Here is an 18,396-nt window from a genome sequence, read left to right as displayed (position 1 = left end):
TAATCGTTCAATCGGGAATGACGGCGGTGACCTCGATCTCGACCTTGGCGCGTTCTTCCATCAGCGCCGCCACCTGCACGCAGGTCATGGCCGGAAAGTTCTTGCCCATCACGTCGCGGTACACGCCGCCCAGCTCCTTCAGGCGGCTGTTGTACTCCACGCGGTCGGTCACGTACCAGGTCATGCGCACCATGTGCTCGGGGCCGGCGCCGGCCTCCTTCAGCACGGCGGCGACGTTGGCCAGCGCCTGGTGCACCTGCGCGATGAAGTCGTCGGTCTCGAACTGCTGCTGGGCGTTCCAGCCGATCTGGCCGCCCACGTAGATTTGCGTGCCGCGCGCGGCGATGCCGTTGGCATAGCCCTTGGCGGGCGCCCACCCGGGGGGCTGGAGGTGCTGAATGCTCATGTCTGCTGTCTCAGTTTGAAGCGCTGCAGCTTGCCGGTCTCGGTGCGCGGCAGCGCGTTGACGAATTCGATCTCGCGCGGGTACTTGTAGGGCGCGATGCTTTTCTTGACGTAGTCCTGCAGCGCCTCGGCCATGGCCTCGTTGCTGGCCTGGCCGGCGCGCAGCACCACGAAGGCCTTGATGATCATGCCACGCACCTCGTCGCTCTTGCCCACCACGCCGCACTCGGCCACTGCCGGGTGCGCGAGCAGGCAGTCCTCCACCTCGGGCGCGCCCACGTTGTAGCCGGCGGTGATGATCATGTCGTCGTCGCGCGCCTGATAGTGGAAGTAGCCGTCCTCGTCCTGCGTGAAGGCGTCGCCGGGGTGGTTCCAGCCGTTGCTGACGTAGGCGGTCTGGCGCGCGTCGTCCATGTAGCGGCAGCCGGTGGGGCCGATGACGGCCAGGCGGCCGACGGTGCCGCGCGGCACCTCGTGGTCGTTCTCGTCCACCACCTTGGCCTGGTAGCCGGGCACCACCTTGCCGATGCTGCCGGCGCGCACGTCGGCGCCGGCGGCCGAGATGTAGATGTGGAACACCTCGGTGCCGCCGATGCCGTCCAGCATCTCGATGCCGGTGGCGTCCTTCCACAGCTGGCGCGTGGCGTCGGGCAGGGCCTCGCCGGCGCTGACGCAGATGCGCAGGCTGGGAATGCCCAGTGCCTTGGCGTAGGGCGCCATCTGGCGGTAAAACGTGGGCGCGGTGTAGCAGATGGTGATGCCGTTGTCGCGCATCTTGCGCACCATGGTCTCGGGGCTGAAGCGCACGTCGGGGTAGTACACCGAGGCGCCCGCGGCCATGGGAAACAGCAGCAGCCCGCCCAGCCCGAAGGTGAAGGCCAGCGGCGGCGAGCCGGTGACCACGTCGTCGGGCGTGGCCTTGAGCACCGAGCGCGGCCAGGCGTTGCAGGCGGCCAGCACGTCGCGGTGCGTGGTGATGACGGCCTTGGGCACGCCGGTGGTGCCGCTGGTGAAGGCCAGCAGGGCCACGTCGTCGGCCGCGGTGGCGCAGCCGGCGTGGTCGGGCGAGCGGCGGGCGGCGCGCGCTTCCATGCCGTCCAGGCGCTTGGCGTCGCCAAACACCAGGATGGGCAGCGCCTGTTTGGCGTCCTGCGCGGCGGGCACCATCTCGCCCAGCAGGGCCACGTCGCAGATGGCCAGCGCGGGGCGCGACTTGTCGATGATCTTGTCCAGCTCCACGGCGCGCAGCAGCGGCATGGTGGCCACCGCGATCAGCCCGGCCTTGACCACGCCCAGCCAGGCCAGCGCCATGCCGATGGAGTTGCCCCCGCGCAGCAGCACGCGGTTGCCGGGTTCGAGCTTGAAGTCCTTGATCAGCATCTCGGCGATGCGATTGACCTGGGCGTTCGCCTCGGCGTAGGTGTAGGTCTCGCCGGGCGAGCGCAGCATCAGGCGGTTGTCCCAGCCATTGCGGTGCGCGGCGTCGAACAGATGCGTGGCCACGTTGGCCTGGTCGGGAATCTGCAGCTCCGGCAGGTCGTAGCGAAACTCGGGCCACTGCTCGCGCGGCGGCAGGCGGTCGCGCACGAAGGAGTCGGTTTGCGCGGATGGTGTGTTCATGCTTGGGCTTCCTGCAGGGCGGCCTTGCCGATGATGAGCTGCTGCACCTCGGTCGCACCTTCGTAGATGCGCAGCGCACGAATGTCGCGGTAGAGCGATTCCACCTTGCTGCCGACCATGACGCCCAGGCCGCCGTGCATCTGCAGCGCCATGTCGATCACGCGCTGGGCGTTCTCGGTGGCGGTCATCTTGGCCATGGCGGCGGCCACGCTGCGCTGGCGCAGGCTGCCCTGGCCGGTGTCGCGCATCCAGGCGGCGCGGTAGGTGAGCAGCGCGCCGGCGTCGACCAGCGCCGCCATCTCGCCCAGCTTGGCCTGCGTGAGCTGGAAGTCGGCCAGCGTCTGGCCGAACATCCTGCGGTGCTGCGCGTGGTGGATGGCCTCGGCCAGCGCCCGGCGCGCCATGCCCAGGGCGGCGGCGGCGACGCTGGCGCGGAAGATGTCCAGCGTCTGCATCGCCAGCTTGAAGCCGCCGTTCACGTCGCCCAGCATCTGCCCGCCGCTCACGCGGCAGCGCGTGAAGGTGAGCGTGGCCAGCGGGTGCGGCGCCATCACGGGGATGTGCGCGGAGTCGTCCAGCCCCTCGGCGTCGCGGTCGACAACGAAGGCGCTGATGCCGCGGCTGCCGCCATCGGGGTCGGTCTTGGCGAACACGCAGTAGAAGTCGGCCATGCCGCCGTTGCTGATCCAGGTCTTCTGGCCGTCGAGGAAATAGCTGTCGTCTTTTTGCCCTGCAACGCAGTCGGGGCGCGCGCCGGCAGCTATCAATTTCATGGCGGCCACGTCCGAGCCCGCCTCGGGCTCGGTGAGCGCGAACGCGGCGATCTTGCGGCCGGCAGCCACCTCGGGCAGGTAGGCACGGCGCGTGGCCACGCTGCCGCCCAGCGAGATGGCGCCGCTGCCCAGGCCCTGCATGGCGAAGGCGAAGTCGGCCAGCGGCGAATAGAACGCCAGCGTCTCGCGCAGCAGCACCAGCGCGCGCGAGTCCAGCTGCGGCAGGGCGCCGCCGAATTCGCCGGGCACGCAGTACTTCAGCCAGCCGCCATCGCCCAGGCGCCGCACCCAGTCGCGGCAGGCGGCGCGGTCGTCGGATTCGTCGACGCGCTGGGCGTTGGCCCAGTCGGGCAGCTCAGCGGCGATGCGCCGGTGCGCCGCGTCGAAGAACGGCAGGTCCAGGTGGGCGCGATCCGGGCGCAGCGCCGTTGCTTGCATGATGCCGGTGCTCATCTCAATCGCCCTGGAAGACCGGCTTCTGCTTGGCCGCGAAGGCCTCGTAGGCGCGGCGGAAGTCCTGCGTCTGCATGCAGATGGCCTGCGCCTGCGCCTCGGCCTCGATCGCCTGGTCGATGGTCATGGACCATTCCTGGCTGAGCATGTTCTTGGTCATGGCGTGGCCGAACATCGGGCCCGCGGCCAGGCTGCGCGCCAGCTCCTGCGCCTTGGCGAGCAGCTCGCCGCTGTCGTGCAGCGCGACGAAGAAGCCCCAGGCCAGCCCCTCCTGCGCACTCATCGCGCGGCCGGTGAAGAGCAGCTCGCTCGCCCGGCCCTGCCCGATCATGCGCGGCAGCAGCGCGCAGGCGCCCATGTCGGCGCCGGCCAGGCCGACGCGGGTGAACAAAAACGCGGTCTTGGCCGCCGCCGTGCCCAGGCGCATGTCGCAGGCCAGCGCCATCATGGCGCCGGCGCCGGCGCAGACGCCGTCGATGGCGCCGATGATGGGCTGCGGGCAGCCGCGCATGGCCTTGACCAGGTCGCCCGTCATGCGCGTGAATTCGAGCAGCTCGGGCATGGTCATCTTGGTCAGCGGCCCGATGATGTCGTGCACGTCGCCGCCGGAGCAGAAGTTGCCGCCCTCGCCCGTCACCACCACCACCTTCACGTCGGTGGCTTGGCGCAGGCCGTTGAACAGGTCGCGCAGCTCGCCGTAGCTGTCGAAGGTGAGCGGGTTCTTGCGCTCGGGGCGGTTGAGCATGACGGTGGCGACGCCATCTGCATCGCAGGACCAGGCGAAGTGCCTGGCCTGGTAGGAGGCCCGTGCGCCGTACTGCGCACGCATCGGGTTGGCCTCGGGAACGTAGTGCTTCATGCGGTCTCCTTGAGTTCGTGAAAGTGGCGCTTGACCCTGCCGAGCAGGTTGCGCAGCGTCTGGATTTCGGCCGAGTCGAGCCCGGCGAAGGCCTCGACGATCCAGGCTTCGTGCGCCTGGGCCATGGCGCGGAAGTCCTTGCGGCCCTTGGCCGTCAGGCGCACGCTGAACGCGCGGCGATCGCCCTCGACCTCGATGCGCTCGACCAGGCCCTCGCCCTCGAGCTGGTCGGTGATGCCGGTCACGTTGCCGCCGGTCACCATCATGCGGCGCGACAGCTCGCTCATGCGCAGCCCCTCGGGCACGCGCTCGAGCTGCGCCATCAGATCGAACCGCGGCAGCGTGGTGTCGAACTGCTCGCGCAGGCGGGTGCGCAGCTCGCGCTCGATGAGCTGGGTGCAGGCCAGCATGCGCAGCCAAAGCCGCAGCTCCTCCGGGTGTTCGGCGTGCGCGCGCGCCTCGAGATCGACCTGTGCCATGGCTACATCACCTCCCCGCCACTGATGGAAATGTCCTGTCCGGTGACCGCCGCGGCATCGCCCTGGCACAGCCAGAGCACCGCGCTCGCCACCTCCTGCGGCTGCACCAGGCGCCTTTGCGGGTTGCCGCTGGCCAGCTGCGCACGCGCCTCGGCCTCGCTGCGGCCCGTCTTGGCGACGATATTCGCAATGCTGTCCTTGAGCAAATCGGTCTCGGTATAGCCTGGGCACACCGCGTTGATGGTAATGCCCTTGGTGGCCAGCTCCAGCGCCAGCGCGCGCGTGAGCCCGAGCACGCCGTGCTTGGCCGCCACGTAGCCGCTGACGTAGGCGTAGCCGCGCTGCGCCGCGGTGCTGGCCACGTTGACGACGCGGCCCCAGCCGGCGGCCAGCATCGCGGGCAGCGCCGCCTGGGTGCAGACCATGGTGCCGGTCAGGTTCACGGCCAGCATCTGCTGCCACAGCGGCATGTCCATCTTCATGAACGGCGCGCTGTGCGCCTGGCCGGCGTTGTTGACCAGGGTGTCGATGCTGCCGAAGCGCTCGCCCGCCTGCGCGAAGGCGCGCGCGACCGCCGCGGGGTCGGCCACGTCGGCCGCCACCGCCTGCAGGTGCGCGGCGGCCTCCTCGCTGCCGGCCAGCGCCCGCAGTTGGTCGGCGGCGACGGCGCTGCGCCCCAGCACGGTGACGCGCGCGCCGGTGGCCAGCAGCGCCTGCGTGACCGCCAGGCCGATGCCGCGCGCACCGCCCGTCACCAGGCAGTGGCGCGCGGCCCACGCGGGAGCGGCTGCCACGCCGCTCATGTCGCCACGTGGATGGCTGCCTGCGCGATCTGCGCCGCCACCTGGGCTTTCTCGCGTTCGAACAACGCCTCCAGCTGGCGCTTGCCCTGGTAGTACTGCTTGGGCCAGACGATGGGCGTGTAGCCGATCCTGGCCGCCTCGGTCAGCGTCCAGGACGGGTTGGCCAGGTGCGGACGGGCAACGGCGCACAAATCGGCCCGGCCGGCGGCGATGATGCTGTTGACGTGGTCGGCCTCGGTGATCGCGCCCACGGCCATGGTGGCGATGCCCGCCTCCTGGCGCACGCGGTCGGCAAACGGGGTCTGCCACATGCGGCCGTAGACCGGCTTTTCCTGCTTGCTCACCTGGCCCGCCGAGCAGTCGATCAGGTCGGCCCCCGCGGCCTTGAAGGCCTTGGCGATCGCCACCGCGTCGGCCGGGGTGATGCCGCCCTCCACCCAGTCGGTGGCCGAGATGCGCACCGACATCGGCTTGTCCTGCGGCCAGACGGCGCGCATGGCCTTGAACACCTCGATGGGGTAGCGCAGGCGGTTTTCCAGGCTGCCGCCGTACTCATCGGTACGCTTGTTGGTCAGCGGCGAGATGAACTCCGACAGCAGGTAGCCGTGCGCGCAGTGCAGCTCCAGCCAGTCGGCGCCGATGTCGATGCAGTCCCGGGTGGCCTCGACGAAGCGCTGCTTGAGCTGCTGCATCTCGTCCTTGCCGATCTCCCGGGAGACCTGGCTCACCCCCGGCAGGTACTGCTGCGCGGACGCGCCGACGATGGGCCAGTTGCCGCTTTCCAGCGGCAGGTCGGTGCCGTCCCAGGCCAGGCGCGTCGACGCCTTGGAGCCGGCGTGGCCGAGCTGCATGGCGAACTTGGCGTCGCTGTGGGCGTGGATCCAGTCGGCGATGCGGCGCCAAGCCGCCTTCTGCTCGGCGTTGTACAGGCCGGGGCAGCCGGGGGTGATGCGGCCCTCGGGCGTGATGCAGGTCATCTCGGCGAACACCATGCCCGCGCCGCCCATGGCGCGCGCACCCAGGTGCACCAGGTGGAAGTCGGCGGGCAGGCCATCGACGCAGGAGTACTGCGCCATGGGCGAGACGACGACGCGGTTCTTCAGCGTCAGGCCGCGCACGGTGAACGGCGTGAACATCGGCGGCGGCGGGGTCTGGCCCGCCGGCACCTTGACGCCATCGCGCTCGGCCAGCCAGCGCTCGTAGCCCTCCAGCCAAGCCTTGTCGCGCAGGCGCAGGTTCTCGTGGCTGATGCGCTGGCTGCGCGTGAGCATGGAGTACATGAACTGCGGCGGCTCGAGCTGGTCGCAGTAGCGCTCGCCGCACACCTCGAACCACTCCATCGCGTTCCAGGCCGCGTTCTGCAGGCGCAGCGCCTCGATGCTGCGGTCGGCCTGGTACTGCGTCAGCACCTGCTCGATCTTGTCGGCGCCGTCGCCCAGCTCGATGAACTTGCGCGTCAGGTCGATCGCGTCCTCCAGCGACAGCTTGGTGCCCGAGCCGATGGCGAAGTGCGCCGTGTGCACCGCGTCGCCCAGCAGCACCACGTGGGCGCCGTTGGCGTTCTTGAACCACCAGTTGTCGCACTTGACGCGGGTAAAGTTGATCCAGGCCGAGCCGCGCAGGTGGCGCGCGTTGGAGAGCAGCTTTTCGCCCCGCAGGTTGTCGGCAAACAGCTTCTCGCAGAAGGCGATGGACTCGTCCGGCCCGGCCTTGTCCAGGCCGTGCGCCAGCCAGACGTGCTCGGGGCACTCGACGATGAAGGTGGAGGTTTCGTCGTCGAACTTGTAGATGTGCGCCTGGAACCAGCCGTGCTCGGTCTTGCGGAAATCGAAGGTGAAGGCGTCGTACTGGCGCTTGGTGCCCAGCCAGATGAAGCGGTTGGGGCGCAGCACCAGCTCGGGCTGGAACCGGTCGGCATGCAGCGTGCGGATCTTGGAGTTGATGCCGTCGCTGGCGATGATCAGGTCGGCGTCCGGGAAGTCCAGGTCCGAATCGACCTCGGTCTCGAACACCAGCTTGACGCCCAGCTCCTCGCAGCGCTCCTGCAGGATGTTGAGCAGCTTCTTGCGCCCGATGCCGACGAAGCCGTGGCCGCCCGAGCGGATCACCTCGCCCTTGAACAGCAGCTCGATGTCGTCCCAGTGGTTGAAGGCCTGCTGGATGGTGTCGGCCGTGGGCTTGTCCCACTGGCGCATGTTGTCCATGGTGGCGTCGGAGAACACCACGCCCCAGCCGAAGGTATCGTAGGGCTTGTTGCGCTCGACGACCGTGATGTCGTGCGACGGATTGCGCTGCTTCATCAGCAGGGCGAAGTACAGGCCACCGGGGCCGCCGCCAATGCAAACGATCTTCATGGGATCTCCTTGATCCTGGGTCTTAAATTTAGATGTAGATAATTTACATCTAAATTAAATGGAGTCAAGGGTTCGGGCACCCGGCACCGGCTAGGGAATTACCCGAACAAAACCGCTTTCAGAATGTGCATACTGGATGCCCTTGCACCCTTTTCGTCGCTTGATCATGCTGTACAAATTCAAATCCAAGGCCACGGCCGACCTCGTCATGCTGCAGCCCAATGCCGAGGAGCTGCTCAAGATCATCGGCAAGGCCGCCGGGCCGACCGGCATCATCACGGTGGCGCAGGCCAGCGCCGCCATCGCGGCCATCCAGGCCGAGATCCAGCGGCGCGAGGCGCTGCGCGAAGCCCCCCCGCCATCCACCGACGACGACGCCAACGACGCGGCCAAGGAAGAAGCGGTCTCGCTGCGCCACCGCGCCGCGCCCTTTCTCGACATGCTCAGGCAGAGCAGCGCCGAGGGCAAGGACGTCGTCTGGGGTGTGTAGGGCAGCGCCGGTTGCTATTGACTTGATAGCTTCTTGCGCAAGACGGACGCCGGCCACAAGCTGATTTGACTTGAAACGGGGCGCCCGTCAGAGGCCCCCGCCCATCAGCCGCTCGATCAAGGCCGCGCAGGCCTGCCCCGGCGCCGCCCCCAGCGCGAGGGCCCGCGCGTTGCAGTGGCTGACGACCCCCTCGCGCAGCGTGCTGCGCGCCTCGCCGATGCGCGCGCTCTGGTGGCCGACGGTGCAGGCGGCGATGCCATGGCCCTGCAAAAAGGGCAAGGCCGCCAGGCCCGCCCGGTCCTTGCCCACCCCGGCGTCGTTGAAAACCGCCAGCAGCGGTTGCGCCGCCCAGGCGTACTGCGCCGAGCTGATGCCGCCGTGCGAACCGCTGACCGCCAGGCAGCCCGCGTCGGCGCCGGGCACGAGCTCGGTGATGGAGTCGACGACGCGCAGCCGCGGCACGCCGGCAGCCGCCACGGCGCGTGGGGCCGTCAATCCGCGTACTGGCCCGCCGCCTTGATGACCGGGCCCCACTTGGCGACCTCGGCGGCGACGAACTTCTTGTGCCCTTCGGGCGTCACGCGCTCGTCGTGCGCGACGATCGCGCCCAGGCTTTCTTCCTTCTTGATGAAGTCCGGGTCCTTCACCGCCGCCTGCAGCGCGGTGTTGAGGGTCTTGAGCACCGCCGCCGGCGTGCCCTTGGGGGCGTACAGGCCGTGCCAGATCGACACGTCGAAGCCCTTCAGGCCCACCTCCTGCAGCGTGGGCAGGTCCTTGTAGACGGCGGGAATGGCCAGGCGCTTGGCCGTGGTGACGGCGTAGGCCTTGATCTTCTTGCCCTCGATCTGGCTGGTGGTGTTGGTGGTCTGGTCGCACATGACGTCGACCTGCCCGCCCATCAGGTCGGCCATGGCGGGGGCGGTGCCTTTGTAAGGCACGGTGGTCACCTCGGTCTGCAGCGCCTGCTGCAGCATCAGGCCGCACAGGTGCGAGGCGGCGCCCAGGCCGGCGTTGGCCAGGTTGACCTTGGTCTTGTTGTCCTGGATCCAGCTCTTGAGCTCGGCCCAGTTGTTGGCCGCCAGGGTCGACTTGCCGACCACCACCATCGGCACCTCGTTGACCAGGCCCAGGTACTCGAACTCGCTGTACTTGTAGGGCAGCTTGCGGTAGAGCGCGGCCGTGGTGGCCATGCCGATGTGGGTCAGCAGCAGCGTGTAGCCGTCGGGGTTGGCGCGCGCCACCTTGGCCGAGCCGATGGTGCTGCCGGCGCCGGCGGCGTTGTCGATCACGATGGTGGCGCCGCCCAGCGGCTTGCGCAGCGCCTCGCCCAAATCGCGCGCCACCTTGTCGGTGGGACCGCCCGCGGCAAAGGGCACGACGATGGTGATGGTCCGGCCCGCGGCCGGAAAGTCGGCGGCCTGGGCGCCGAAGGCCAGCACGGCGGCGCCGACGGCCAGGCCGAAGGGGTGCAAACGGGTCATGGGAGGCTCCCTGGTCGATGGGTGGTAAGGCATTCAATTAAACCGTGAAACCAGGCCGGATCGCCCTGGCCGCGTTCAGGGATTTCCCGCGCAACGGGCGCTTGCGCTGCGACGGGCCGGCTACTGATAGCTGCGCGCGTCCTCGATCACCTTGCCATCGTTGGGCAGGCTGCCGGGCGCCACCAGCTCGACCTCGCCGCGCAGCTTGGTGACGTCGCGCACCGCCTCGGCAAAGCGCTCGGCCAGGCCGGGCGCGGGCGCGGCCTCGACGCGCCAGGTCATCCGGTCGTTGGCCATGGCGCCGCTGACCACCAGGCGCGCCCGCGCCACCTCGGGAAAGCGCTTGAGCACCTCGGCCACCTGGCCGGGGTGCACGAACATGCCGCGCACCTTGGCGGTCTGGTCGGCGCGCCCCAGCCAGCCCCGGATGCGGGTGTTGGTGCGCCCCGTGGGGCAGGCACCGGGCAGCACCGCCGACAGATCGCCCGTGCCGAAGCGCACCAGCGGGTAGTCAGGGTTGAGCACGGTCACCACCACCTCGCCCACCTCGCCCTCGGCCACCGGATCGCCCGTGCCGGGGCGCACGATCTCGACGATCACGCCCTCGTCCAGCACCAGGCCTTCGCGCGCCGCCGTCTCGTAGGCGATGAGGCCGCAGTCGGCCGTGGCGTAGGTCTGGTAGGCCTGGATGCCGCGCTCACCCAGCCAGTCGCGCAGCGACGGCGGGCAGGCCTCGCCGCTGACCAATGCCTTGCGCAGGCTGCGCACGTCGGCGCCGGCCTCCTGCGCCTTCTCCACCAGGATGCGCAGGAAGCTGGGCGTGCCCAGGTAGCCGTCGGGGCGCAGCTCGGCGATGGCCTGCAGCTGCTGCTCGGTCTGGCCGGTGCCGGCCGGAAACACGGTGCAGCCCAGCGCCAGCGCGCCGGCCTCGACGATGAAGGCGCCGGGCGTCATGTGGTAGCTGAAGGCGTTGTGCACCAGATCGCCAGCGCGAAAGCCGGCCGCGTGCAGCGCGCGCGCGGTGCGCCAGTAGTTCGCCGCCGTGCCTTCGGGCTCGTAGATCGGCCCCGGGCTGGCGTAGGCACGCCGCATGGCCTTGCCACGCACGATGGCGGCGAAGCCGCCAAAGACGTCGCCCCCCGCCGCGCGCGCCGCCTGCTGGCGCGCCAGCAGCTCGCTCTTGCGCGTGACGGGCAGGCGCGCCAGGGCGGCGCGCGAGGCGATGGTGCCGGCGTCCACCCCCGCCAGGATGCCGGCCATGGCCGGGCTGGCGGCCTGCGCATGCGCCACGTGGCGCGCCAGCGCGGCCATCAGCGCGGCCTCGCGCTCGGCCGGCGCACACGTTTCCAGGGCGTCGAAGAATTCCTTCATTGCATCATCCTCGGCTGGCGACGATCGCTCATAACTTGATAGCTTCTCGGGCTTGATCCACGCGGGCTACAAGCCCATTTGATTGAAATTTTGCAAAGCGCGCCTCACGCCAGCCAGCGCTTGCGCCGCTTGTAGCTCTTGACGTCGCGAAAGCTCCTGCGCTCGGCGCCGCCCACGCCCAGGTAGAACTCCTTGACGTCCTCGTTGCTGGCCAGGTCGGAGGCCCGGCCGTCCATCACCACGCGGCCGCTCTCCATGATGTAGCCGTAGTCGGCGTACTTGAGGGCCATGTTGGTGTTCTGCTCGGCCACCAGGAAGGTGACTTTTTCCTTGCCGTTGAGGTCGCGCACGATGTAGAACACCTCCTCCACCAGCTGCGGCGCCAGGCCCATCGAGGGCTCGTCCAGCAGCACCAGCTTGGGGTTGGTCATGAGCGCGCGGCCAATGGCGCACATCTGCTGCTCGCCGCCCGAGGTGTAGGCCGCCTGGCTCCTGCGCCGCTCCTTCAGGCGCGGGAAGTAGGCGTAAACCTTCTCCAGGTTGGCCGCGATCTCGCTCTTGCTGGTGCGCGTGTAGGCGCCGGTGAGCAGGTTTTCCTCGATGGTCAGGTGGGCGAAGCAGTGGCGCCCCTCCATCACCTGCACCACGCCGCGCTTGACCAGATCGGACGGGGTGAGGTTTTCGATGCGCTCACCCTGGTATTCGATGCTGCCCTTGGTGACCTCGCCGCGCTCGCCCTTGAGCAGGTTGGAGATGGCGCGCAGCGTGGTGGTCTTGCCCGCGCCGTTGCCGCCCAGGATGGCAACGATGCCGCCCTCGGGCACGCTGAGCGAGACGCCCTTGAGCACCAGGATCACGTGGTGGTAGATGACCTCGATGCCGTTGACGTTGAGCAGCGTGGCGGGGGCTTCTTCGGGCATGGTTCGCTCTCGTGACGGGCGGGACGCGACCCGCCGCGGCACACGGGTGCCGCGGACGGGCGGCGGCCGCTTACTGGCAGGTGCGGGGCGTGATCTTGTGCTCGGCCGCGTACTTGGCCGAGGACTCGTTGTCCACGCCATCGACGATGCCGCGGTCGGCGTCGAACCAGTCGCTGGTGATCTTCCATTCCTTGCCGTCCCAGGTGGAGATGCGCGCCTTGTACGAGCCCATATGGTCGGCGCAGCTGGTCTTGATCGGCAGCAGGATGCCGTTGAAGCCCAGCTCGTCGATGCGCGCCTGCGTGATGTCCAGGTTCTCCAGCGCCCAGCGCATTTCCTCGCCCGTGATGCGCTGGCCCTTCTTGTTGAAGTGCTCCTGCCCGGTGCGGATGGCCTCGGAGGAGAACAGCGCCGCCAGCAGCCCGCGGATGTAGAGCACGTCGCCCACCTCGCTCTTGTTGCTGGCCGTGCCCTGGCCCTTGGCGTAGAGCTCGGAGAGGATGTCCTTGACCACCTTGGCGTCGCGGTTGGCGGTGCTTTGCAGCACCACGGCGTTGTAGCCCTTGGCGCCGTCGGCGACGTCCTTCACGTCGGTCTCGGCGCCGGCCCACCACGAGCCGTACATGCGGTCGCGCGCGAAGCCCACGCCCTGCGCCTCCTTGAGCGCCGTGGGCGTCATCACGCCGTAGCCGCGCAGGATGATGTAGTCGGGCTTGTCGCGGCGCACCTGCAGCCAGGTGGCCTTCTGCTCCAGGCCCGGCGGCGTGACGGGCAGCTCGATCAGCGTGAAGCCGTGCTTTTGCGCGCGCACCTTCAGCAGCGGAATGGTTTCCTTGCCGTAGGGGCTGTCGTGGTAGACCAAGGCGATCTTCTTGCCCTTGAGCTTGTCCATGCCGCCTTCGCGCTTGCCGATAGCCTGCACGATCACGTCGTCGCCCACCTCGTAGTTGCCGCCCACCGGGAAGACCCAGTTGAACACCTTGCCGTTGGCCGAGTCGCCGCGCCCGTAGCCCAGGATGAGCAGCGGGATCTTGTCGGTGTCGGCCTTCTCGGTGATGGCGAAGGTGGCGCCGGTGGACCAGGGCTGGAACACCACCGCGCCGCCGTTCTTGGTCTTCATGCGCTCGTAGCACTCCACCGTGCGCGCGGTGTCGTAGCCGGTCTCGCACTCCTCGTAGTCGAGCTTGACGCCGTTGATGCCGCCGCGCGCATTGACCAGCTTGTAGTAGTCGTCCAGGCCGTTGGCCGCGGGCGTGCCGCTCGGGCCGTAGGGGCCGGTGCGGTAGGTCACCAGCGGCATGTACTGCGACACGCCCTGCGCCAGCACCGGCGCGCCGGTGAGCGCGATGCCCGCCGCCGCGAGCAGCGTGCCCAGCAGCTTGGTCAGATGCCTCGAATGTTGCATGTCAGTCTCCTTGGATGAACGAGGGTGGAGGAAAAGGCTCGATCCGGAGCCGCGGTTGGAAACGTCATTCAATGCGGGAAGGGCCACAGCCGCAGCTTCTGCTTGCCGGTGGACCACAGGCGCGCCAGGCCGTGCGGCTCGACGATGAGGAACCAGACGATCAGCATGCCGAAGATGATGAACTCGGCGTGCGTGGCGGCCGTGGTGGTGATCGGCACGTGCACGAGCGAGGCGAGCCAGGGCAGCACGCGGTTGAGCACGATGGGCAGCACGATGATGAAGGCCGCGCCGAACAGGCTGCCCATGATGGAACCCAGCCCGCCGATGATGATCATGAACAGCAGCTTGAGCGAGATGTCGAGCGAGAACGCCGCCGGCTCCCACGAGCCCAGGTAGAAGAAGCCCCACAGCACGCCCGCCACGCCCAGGATGAAGCTGCTGATGGCGAACGCCGTGAGCTTGGCGTACATCGGGCGGATACCGATCACCGCGGCGGCCACGTCCATGTCGCGGATCGCCATCCACTCGCGCCCGATGGCGCCGCGCACCAGATTCTTGCTGGCCAGCGCCAGCAGCGCCAGCACCGTCAGGCAGAAGAGGTATTTGGCCGGGCTCGACTCCAGCGGGATGCCCAGCACCGAGAGGTTGGAGACCGCGACCGCGCCCGAGGCGCTGTCCAGCGTGAACCACTTGATGCGCAGGAACAGCCAGTCGGCGAAGAACTGCGCGGCCAGCGTGGCCACCGCCAGGTACAGCCCCTTGATGCGCAGGCTGGGCAGGCCGAACACCACGCCGAACAGCGCCGCGCACACGCCGCCCAGCAGCATCGCCAGCACCAGCGGAATGCCGGGCACGCGCATGACGAAGTTGTACGCACCGTACGCCCCCACCGCCATGAAGGCCGCGCCGCCGAGCGAAATCTGGCCGCAGTAGCCCACCAGCAGGTTCAGCCCCAGCGCCGCCAGCGACATGATGACGAAGGGAATCAGGATGGCGGCGAACAGGTATTCGCTGGCGACGAAGGGCACGACGGCGAACGCGAACACCACGAGCGCGAGCACCGCGACGCGGTCCTGCGCGATGGGGAAGATCTGCTGATCAGCCCGGTAGCTGGTCTTGAACTGGCCGTTTTCGCGGTAGAACATGCTTGTCGTCCCGTTGCTCCGTCAGACGCGGTCGATGATCTTCTCGCCGAACAGCCCTTGCGGCCGAAACAGCAGGAACACCAGCGCCAGCACGTAGGCGAACCAGATCTCGATGCCACCGCCGACGAAGGGGCCGAGGAAGACTTCCGAGAGCTTCTCGCTCGCGCCGATGATCAGCCCACCGACGATCGCGCCGGGCACCGAGGTGAGCCCGCCCAGGATCACGACGGGCAGCGCGCGCAGCGCGAGCGTCGAGAGCGAGAACTGCACCCCCAGCTTGCTGCCCCAGACCATGCCCGCCACCAGCGCGGCCACGCCCGCCACGCACCAGACGATGACCCAGATGCGCGACAGCGGAATGCCCACCGACTGCGCCGCCTGGTGGTCGTCCGCCACCGCGCGCAGCGCGCGCCCGGTGGTGGTCTTCTGGAAAAACAGCGCCAGCAGCGCCACCAGCGCCGCCGCGATGCCCGCGGCCACCAGATCCTCGGGGTCGACCAGCAGGCCGCCGTCGAACAGGCTGCCGAGCACGAAGATCGGGTCCTTGGGCATGCCGATGTCGATCTTGTAGATGTCGCCGCCGAACACCGTCTGGCCCACGCCCTCCAGCAGGTAGGCGATGCCCAGCGTGGCCATCAGCAGCGTGGTTTCCGACTGGTTCACCAGGTGGCGCAGCGCCAGGCGCTCGATCAGCCAGGCGACAAGGAACATCAGCAGCGCCGCACCGATGAAGGCCAGCACGTTGGCCAGCACCTTGCTTTCAATGCCCGTCCACTGCGGAATCCATTCGGCCAGCCGCGCCATCGCCAGCGCCGCGAACAACACCATCACGCCCTGCGCGAAGTTGAACACGCTGGAGGCCTTGAAGATCAGCACGAAGCCGAGCGCCACCAGCGCGTAGAGCATGCCGGTCATCAGGCCGCTGATCAGGGTTTCGAGGAAAAAGCCCATCGCCCGTGCCCCCGTCAATGCTCAGCGCCCAGGTAGGCGCGGATCACGTCTTCGTTGGCGCGCACTTCGTGCGGCGCGCCGTCGCCGATCTTCTTGCCGTAGTCCAGTACCACCACGCGGTCGCTGATGTCCATCACCACGCCCATGTCGTGCTCGATCAGCACGATGGTGGTGCCGAACTCGTCGTTGACGTCGAGGATGAAGCGGCTCATGTCCTGCTTTTCCTCCACGTTCATGCCGGCCATGGGCTCGTCCAGCAGCAGAACCTGCGGCTCCATCGCCAGCGCCCGGCCCAGGTCCACGCGCTTTTGCAGGCCGTAGGGCAGCTGGCCCACGGGGGTCTTGCGGTGCGCCTGGATTTCGAGGAAGTCGATGATGTGCTCGACGAACTCGCGGTGGCGGATTTCCTCGCGCTCGGCCGGGCCGATGCGCAGCGCCTGCAGCAGCAGGTTGCTCCTGATCTTGAGGTTGCGCCCGCTCATGATGTTGTCCAGCACGCTCATGCCCTTGAACAGGGCCAGGTTCTGGAAGGTGCGCGCCACGCCCATCTCGGCCACCTGGCGCGAGTTCATGTGGCTGAAGGTATGGCCGCGGAAGGTGATCGAGCCTTCGCTTGGCGTGTACACGCCGTTGATGCAGTTGAGCATCGAGCTCTTGCCCGCGCCGTTGGGGCCGATGATGGCGCGGATCTCGTGCTCGCGCACGTCGAAGCTGATGTCGGTCAGCGCCTTCACGCCGCCAAAGCGCAGGCTGATGTTCTTCACGTCGAGGACAACGTCGCCGATGGCGCGCGTCGCCGTGGGTTCCGGTGCCATGGCGGGCTGGTTCATGCGGCCACCTTCACGGGCGCGAAGCGCTTGGCGTCCAGGATCTTGAGCGTGGCCGACACCGTGCCGCTGCGCCCATCCTCGAACTTGACCGCGGTCTCGATGAACTGCTCGGCGCGCCCGCCGTACAGGGCGTCCAGCAGCACGCCGTATTTCTCGGCCACGAAGCCGCGGCGCACCTTGCGCGTGCGCGTGAGCTCGTCGTCGTCCGGGTCCAGCTCCTTGTGCAGCACCAGAAAGCGCGCGATCTGCGTGGCTTCCATGCCCTCCTCGCCGGCCAGCTCGGCGTTCACCTTCTCGACGCACTCCTTCATCATCGCCAGCACGTCCGGCTTGCCGGCCAGGTCGACGTAGCCCGCGTAGGGCAGGCCCTTGCGCTCGGCCCAGTTGCCCACGGCGTCGAAATCGATGTTGAGAAAGGCGCAGACCCGGTCGCGCGCATCGCCAAAGCACACCGCTTCCTTGATCTGCGGGAAGAACTTGAGCTTGTTCTCGATGTAGTTGGGCGCGAACATGGCGCCCGAGGTCAGGCGGCCCACGTCCTTGGCGCGGTCGATGATGCGCAGATGGCCGTCGGAGTCGATCACGCCGGCGTCGCCGGTGTGGAAGTAACCCTCGGCGTCCAGCACCTCGGCGGTGGCCTCGGGGCGCTTGTAGTACTCGGTCAGCAGCGAGCGGCTGCGCACCAGCACCTCGCCGCTCTCGGCGATCTTCAGCTCCACGCCCGGCGCGGCCTGGCCCACGGTGTCGAGCTTGACGTCGCCGTCCTTCTGGATGCACACGTAGGCGCAGGTCTCGGTCTGGCCGTAGAGCTGCTTGAGGTTGACGCCGATGGAGCGGAAGAACCGGAACAGGTCGGGCCCGATGGCGGCGCCCGCGGTGTAGGCCACGCGGATGCGCGACAGGCCCATGGCGTTCTTCAGCGGCCCGTACACCAGCACATGGCCCAGGCCGTACAGCAGGCGATCGCCGAACGCCACCGGCTTGCCCACCAGGATGTCGGCGCCCACGCGGCGCGCCACGCGCATGAAGGTTTCATGCATCCATTGCTTGACGCGGGCCGCGTCCTCCATGCGGATCGACACCGAGGTCAGCATGCCCTCGAACACGCGCGGCGGCGCGAAGTAGTAGCTGGGGCCGATCTCACGCATGTCGATGGCCACGGTCTCGGCGCTTTCGGGGCAGTTGATGGTGAAGCCCGCCACCAGCCACTGCGCCACCGAAAACAAAAAGTCGCCCGCCCAGGCCGGCGGCAGGTAGGACAGCACGTTGTCCTGACCGTTCAGCCGGTCGATGGCGACGCCACCCTCGGCGGCGGCGATGTAGGCGCGGTGCGTCTGGCACACGCCCTTGGGCCGGCTGGTGGTGCCCGAGGTGTAGAGGATGATGGCCGTGTCCTCGGGCTTGATGCGCGCGATCGCCTGCTCGAAGTAGTCCGGGTGCTGCTGCTCGAAGCGGCGGCCCGCCGCCATCAGGTCCTGCACGCTGATCAGGCCGGCGTCGCGGTAGTGGCGCAGGCCGCGCGGATCGTCGTAGATGATGTGCGACAGGCCCGGCACGGCGGCCTCACCCTCGCCCGCGCGCAGCTCCAGCAGCTTGTCGACCTGCTCCTGGTCCTCGGCAAAGGCGAACTGCGCGCCCGTCTCGCGCAGCACGAAGGCCATCTCGGCGGCCACCGCGTCCTGGTACATGGGCACCGGCACGCCGCCCATCGACTGCACCGACAGGAACATCAGGTACAGCAGCGGGCGGTTGTCACCCACGAGCGCCAGGTTCTGCCCCTTGGCGAAGCCCAGCGAGGCCAGGCCCAGCGCCATGTGGCGCGTGTCGTCCAGCGCGCGCTGCCAGCTCCAGGTCTGCCAGATGCCGTATTCCTTCTCACGCAGCGCCGGCGCCTGCGGGCGCTGGCGCGCATGCTGCAGCAACAACTGGGGAAAGGTGGCCGTCATGGACGGTGGGTCTCCTTCAACCTGGGGCGGATTCCGGCTTCGACGGGCCTGCACGGGTTGCACAAGCCACGGTCGATGCGCAATGCTAAGCACGGCTTTGACGCCATGTTG

17 protein-coding genes are annotated in these 18,396 nt (G+C 68.6%); 1 reads left to right on the top strand and 16 read right to left on the bottom strand.

Going from position 1 to position 18,396, the window contains the following annotated elements; translation table 11 throughout:
- Positions 1–7 precede the first annotated feature (7 nt).
- The 7 genes from H6927_05945 to H6927_05915 are packed head-to-tail and all read right to left on the bottom strand — an operon-like array spanning position 8 to position 7,746.
- The gene (locus tag H6927_05945; protein MCP5217639.1) at positions 8–406 is read right to left on the bottom strand and encodes a RidA family protein; all 399 of its coding nucleotides are present in this window, start codon (positions 404–406) and stop codon (positions 8–10) included.
- Complete coding sequence (locus H6927_05940) at positions 403–2,025, bottom strand: AMP-binding protein (protein MCP5217638.1); 1,623 nt, start codon at positions 2,023–2,025, stop codon at positions 403–405. The genes H6927_05945 and H6927_05940 overlap by 4 nt, the downstream gene beginning before the upstream one ends.
- Positions 2,022–3,236 carry an acyl-CoA dehydrogenase family protein gene (locus H6927_05935; protein MCP5217637.1) on the bottom strand — a complete coding sequence of 405 codons (1,215 nt, stop codon included), beginning with the start codon at positions 3,234–3,236 and terminating at the stop codon, positions 2,022–2,024. The genes H6927_05940 and H6927_05935 overlap by 4 nt, the downstream gene beginning before the upstream one ends.
- 16 nt (positions 3,237–3,252) lie before the next feature.
- Positions 3,253–4,110 (bottom strand): enoyl-CoA hydratase family protein, encoded by an 858-nt coding sequence (locus H6927_05930; protein MCP5217636.1) that lies wholly within the window; start codon positions 4,108–4,110, stop codon positions 3,253–3,255.
- Positions 4,107–4,589, bottom strand: a complete 483-nt coding sequence (locus H6927_05925; GenBank protein MCP5217635.1) for a MarR family transcriptional regulator — start codon at positions 4,587–4,589, stop codon at positions 4,107–4,109. The genes H6927_05930 and H6927_05925 overlap by 4 nt, the downstream gene beginning before the upstream one ends.
- Before the next feature lie 2 nt (positions 4,590–4,591).
- Positions 4,592–5,392 carry an SDR family oxidoreductase gene (locus H6927_05920; GenBank protein MCP5217634.1) on the bottom strand — a complete coding sequence of 267 codons (801 nt, stop codon included), beginning with the start codon at positions 5,390–5,392 and terminating at the stop codon, positions 4,592–4,594.
- A complete protein-coding gene (locus H6927_05915; GenBank protein MCP5217633.1) occupies positions 5,389–7,746 on the bottom strand; it encodes a bifunctional salicylyl-CoA 5-hydroxylase/oxidoreductase in 2,358 nt (785 codons plus the stop codon). Before H6927_05915 ends, H6927_05920 begins: the two co-directional genes overlap by 4 nt.
- Positions 7,747–7,912: 166 nt before the next feature.
- On the opposite strand from H6927_05915, the gene H6927_05910 reads away from it, so the two are divergent.
- Positions 7,913–8,236 carry a DUF1840 domain-containing protein gene (locus H6927_05910; GenBank protein MCP5217632.1) on the top strand — a complete coding sequence of 108 codons (324 nt, stop codon included), beginning with the start codon at positions 7,913–7,915 and terminating at the stop codon, positions 8,234–8,236.
- Between the two features lie 87 nt (positions 8,237–8,323).
- Here the strand turns inward: H6927_05910 and H6927_05905 are convergent, their stop codons facing one another.
- From H6927_05905 to H6927_05865, 9 genes are all read right to left on the bottom strand, one after another.
- Positions 8,324–8,731, bottom strand: coding sequence for a hypothetical protein (locus H6927_05905; protein MCP5217631.1), 408 nt, complete (start codon positions 8,729–8,731; stop codon positions 8,324–8,326).
- Positions 8,728–9,717 carry a tripartite tricarboxylate transporter substrate binding protein BugD gene (locus H6927_05900; GenBank protein MCP5217630.1) on the bottom strand — a complete coding sequence of 330 codons (990 nt, stop codon included), beginning with the start codon at positions 9,715–9,717 and terminating at the stop codon, positions 8,728–8,730. The genes H6927_05905 and H6927_05900 overlap by 4 nt, the downstream gene beginning before the upstream one ends.
- Before the next feature lie 120 nt (positions 9,718–9,837).
- The gene (locus H6927_05895; GenBank protein MCP5217629.1) at positions 9,838–11,088 is read right to left on the bottom strand and encodes an AMP-binding protein; all 1,251 of its coding nucleotides are present in this window, start codon (positions 11,086–11,088) and stop codon (positions 9,838–9,840) included.
- A 104-nt stretch (positions 11,089–11,192) separates the two neighbouring features.
- Complete coding sequence (locus H6927_05890; protein ID MCP5217628.1) at positions 11,193–12,008, bottom strand: ABC transporter ATP-binding protein; 816 nt, start codon at positions 12,006–12,008, stop codon at positions 11,193–11,195.
- Positions 12,009–12,078: 70 nt separating this feature from the next.
- The gene (locus H6927_05885) at positions 12,079–13,413 is read right to left on the bottom strand and encodes an ABC transporter substrate-binding protein (protein ID MCP5217627.1); all 1,335 of its coding nucleotides are present in this window, start codon (positions 13,411–13,413) and stop codon (positions 12,079–12,081) included.
- 68 nt (positions 13,414–13,481) lie between these two features.
- Positions 13,482–14,558, bottom strand: coding sequence for a branched-chain amino acid ABC transporter permease (locus tag H6927_05880; protein MCP5217626.1), 1,077 nt, complete (start codon positions 14,556–14,558; stop codon positions 13,482–13,484).
- Positions 14,559–14,579: 21 nt separating this feature from the next.
- Positions 14,580–15,509, bottom strand: a complete 930-nt coding sequence (locus H6927_05875) for a branched-chain amino acid ABC transporter permease (GenBank protein MCP5217625.1) — start codon at positions 15,507–15,509, stop codon at positions 14,580–14,582.
- 14 nt (positions 15,510–15,523) lie between these two features.
- Positions 15,524–16,324 (bottom strand): ABC transporter ATP-binding protein, encoded by an 801-nt coding sequence (locus H6927_05870; protein ID MCP5217624.1) that lies wholly within the window; start codon positions 16,322–16,324, stop codon positions 15,524–15,526.
- 11 nt (positions 16,325–16,335) lie between these two features.
- Positions 16,336–18,285, bottom strand: coding sequence for an AMP-binding protein (locus H6927_05865; protein ID MCP5217623.1), 1,950 nt, complete (start codon positions 18,283–18,285; stop codon positions 16,336–16,338).
- Between the last annotated feature and the right edge of the window lie 111 nt (positions 18,286–18,396).

The sequence above is a fragment of the Burkholderiaceae bacterium genome (genome assembly GCA_024235995.1).
Classification (GTDB): domain Bacteria; phylum Pseudomonadota; class Gammaproteobacteria; order Burkholderiales; family Burkholderiaceae_C; genus Ottowia.
The sequence above is the reverse complement of the archived record's forward strand: the minus strand, read 5'-3'. Positions and strand labels throughout refer to the sequence as shown.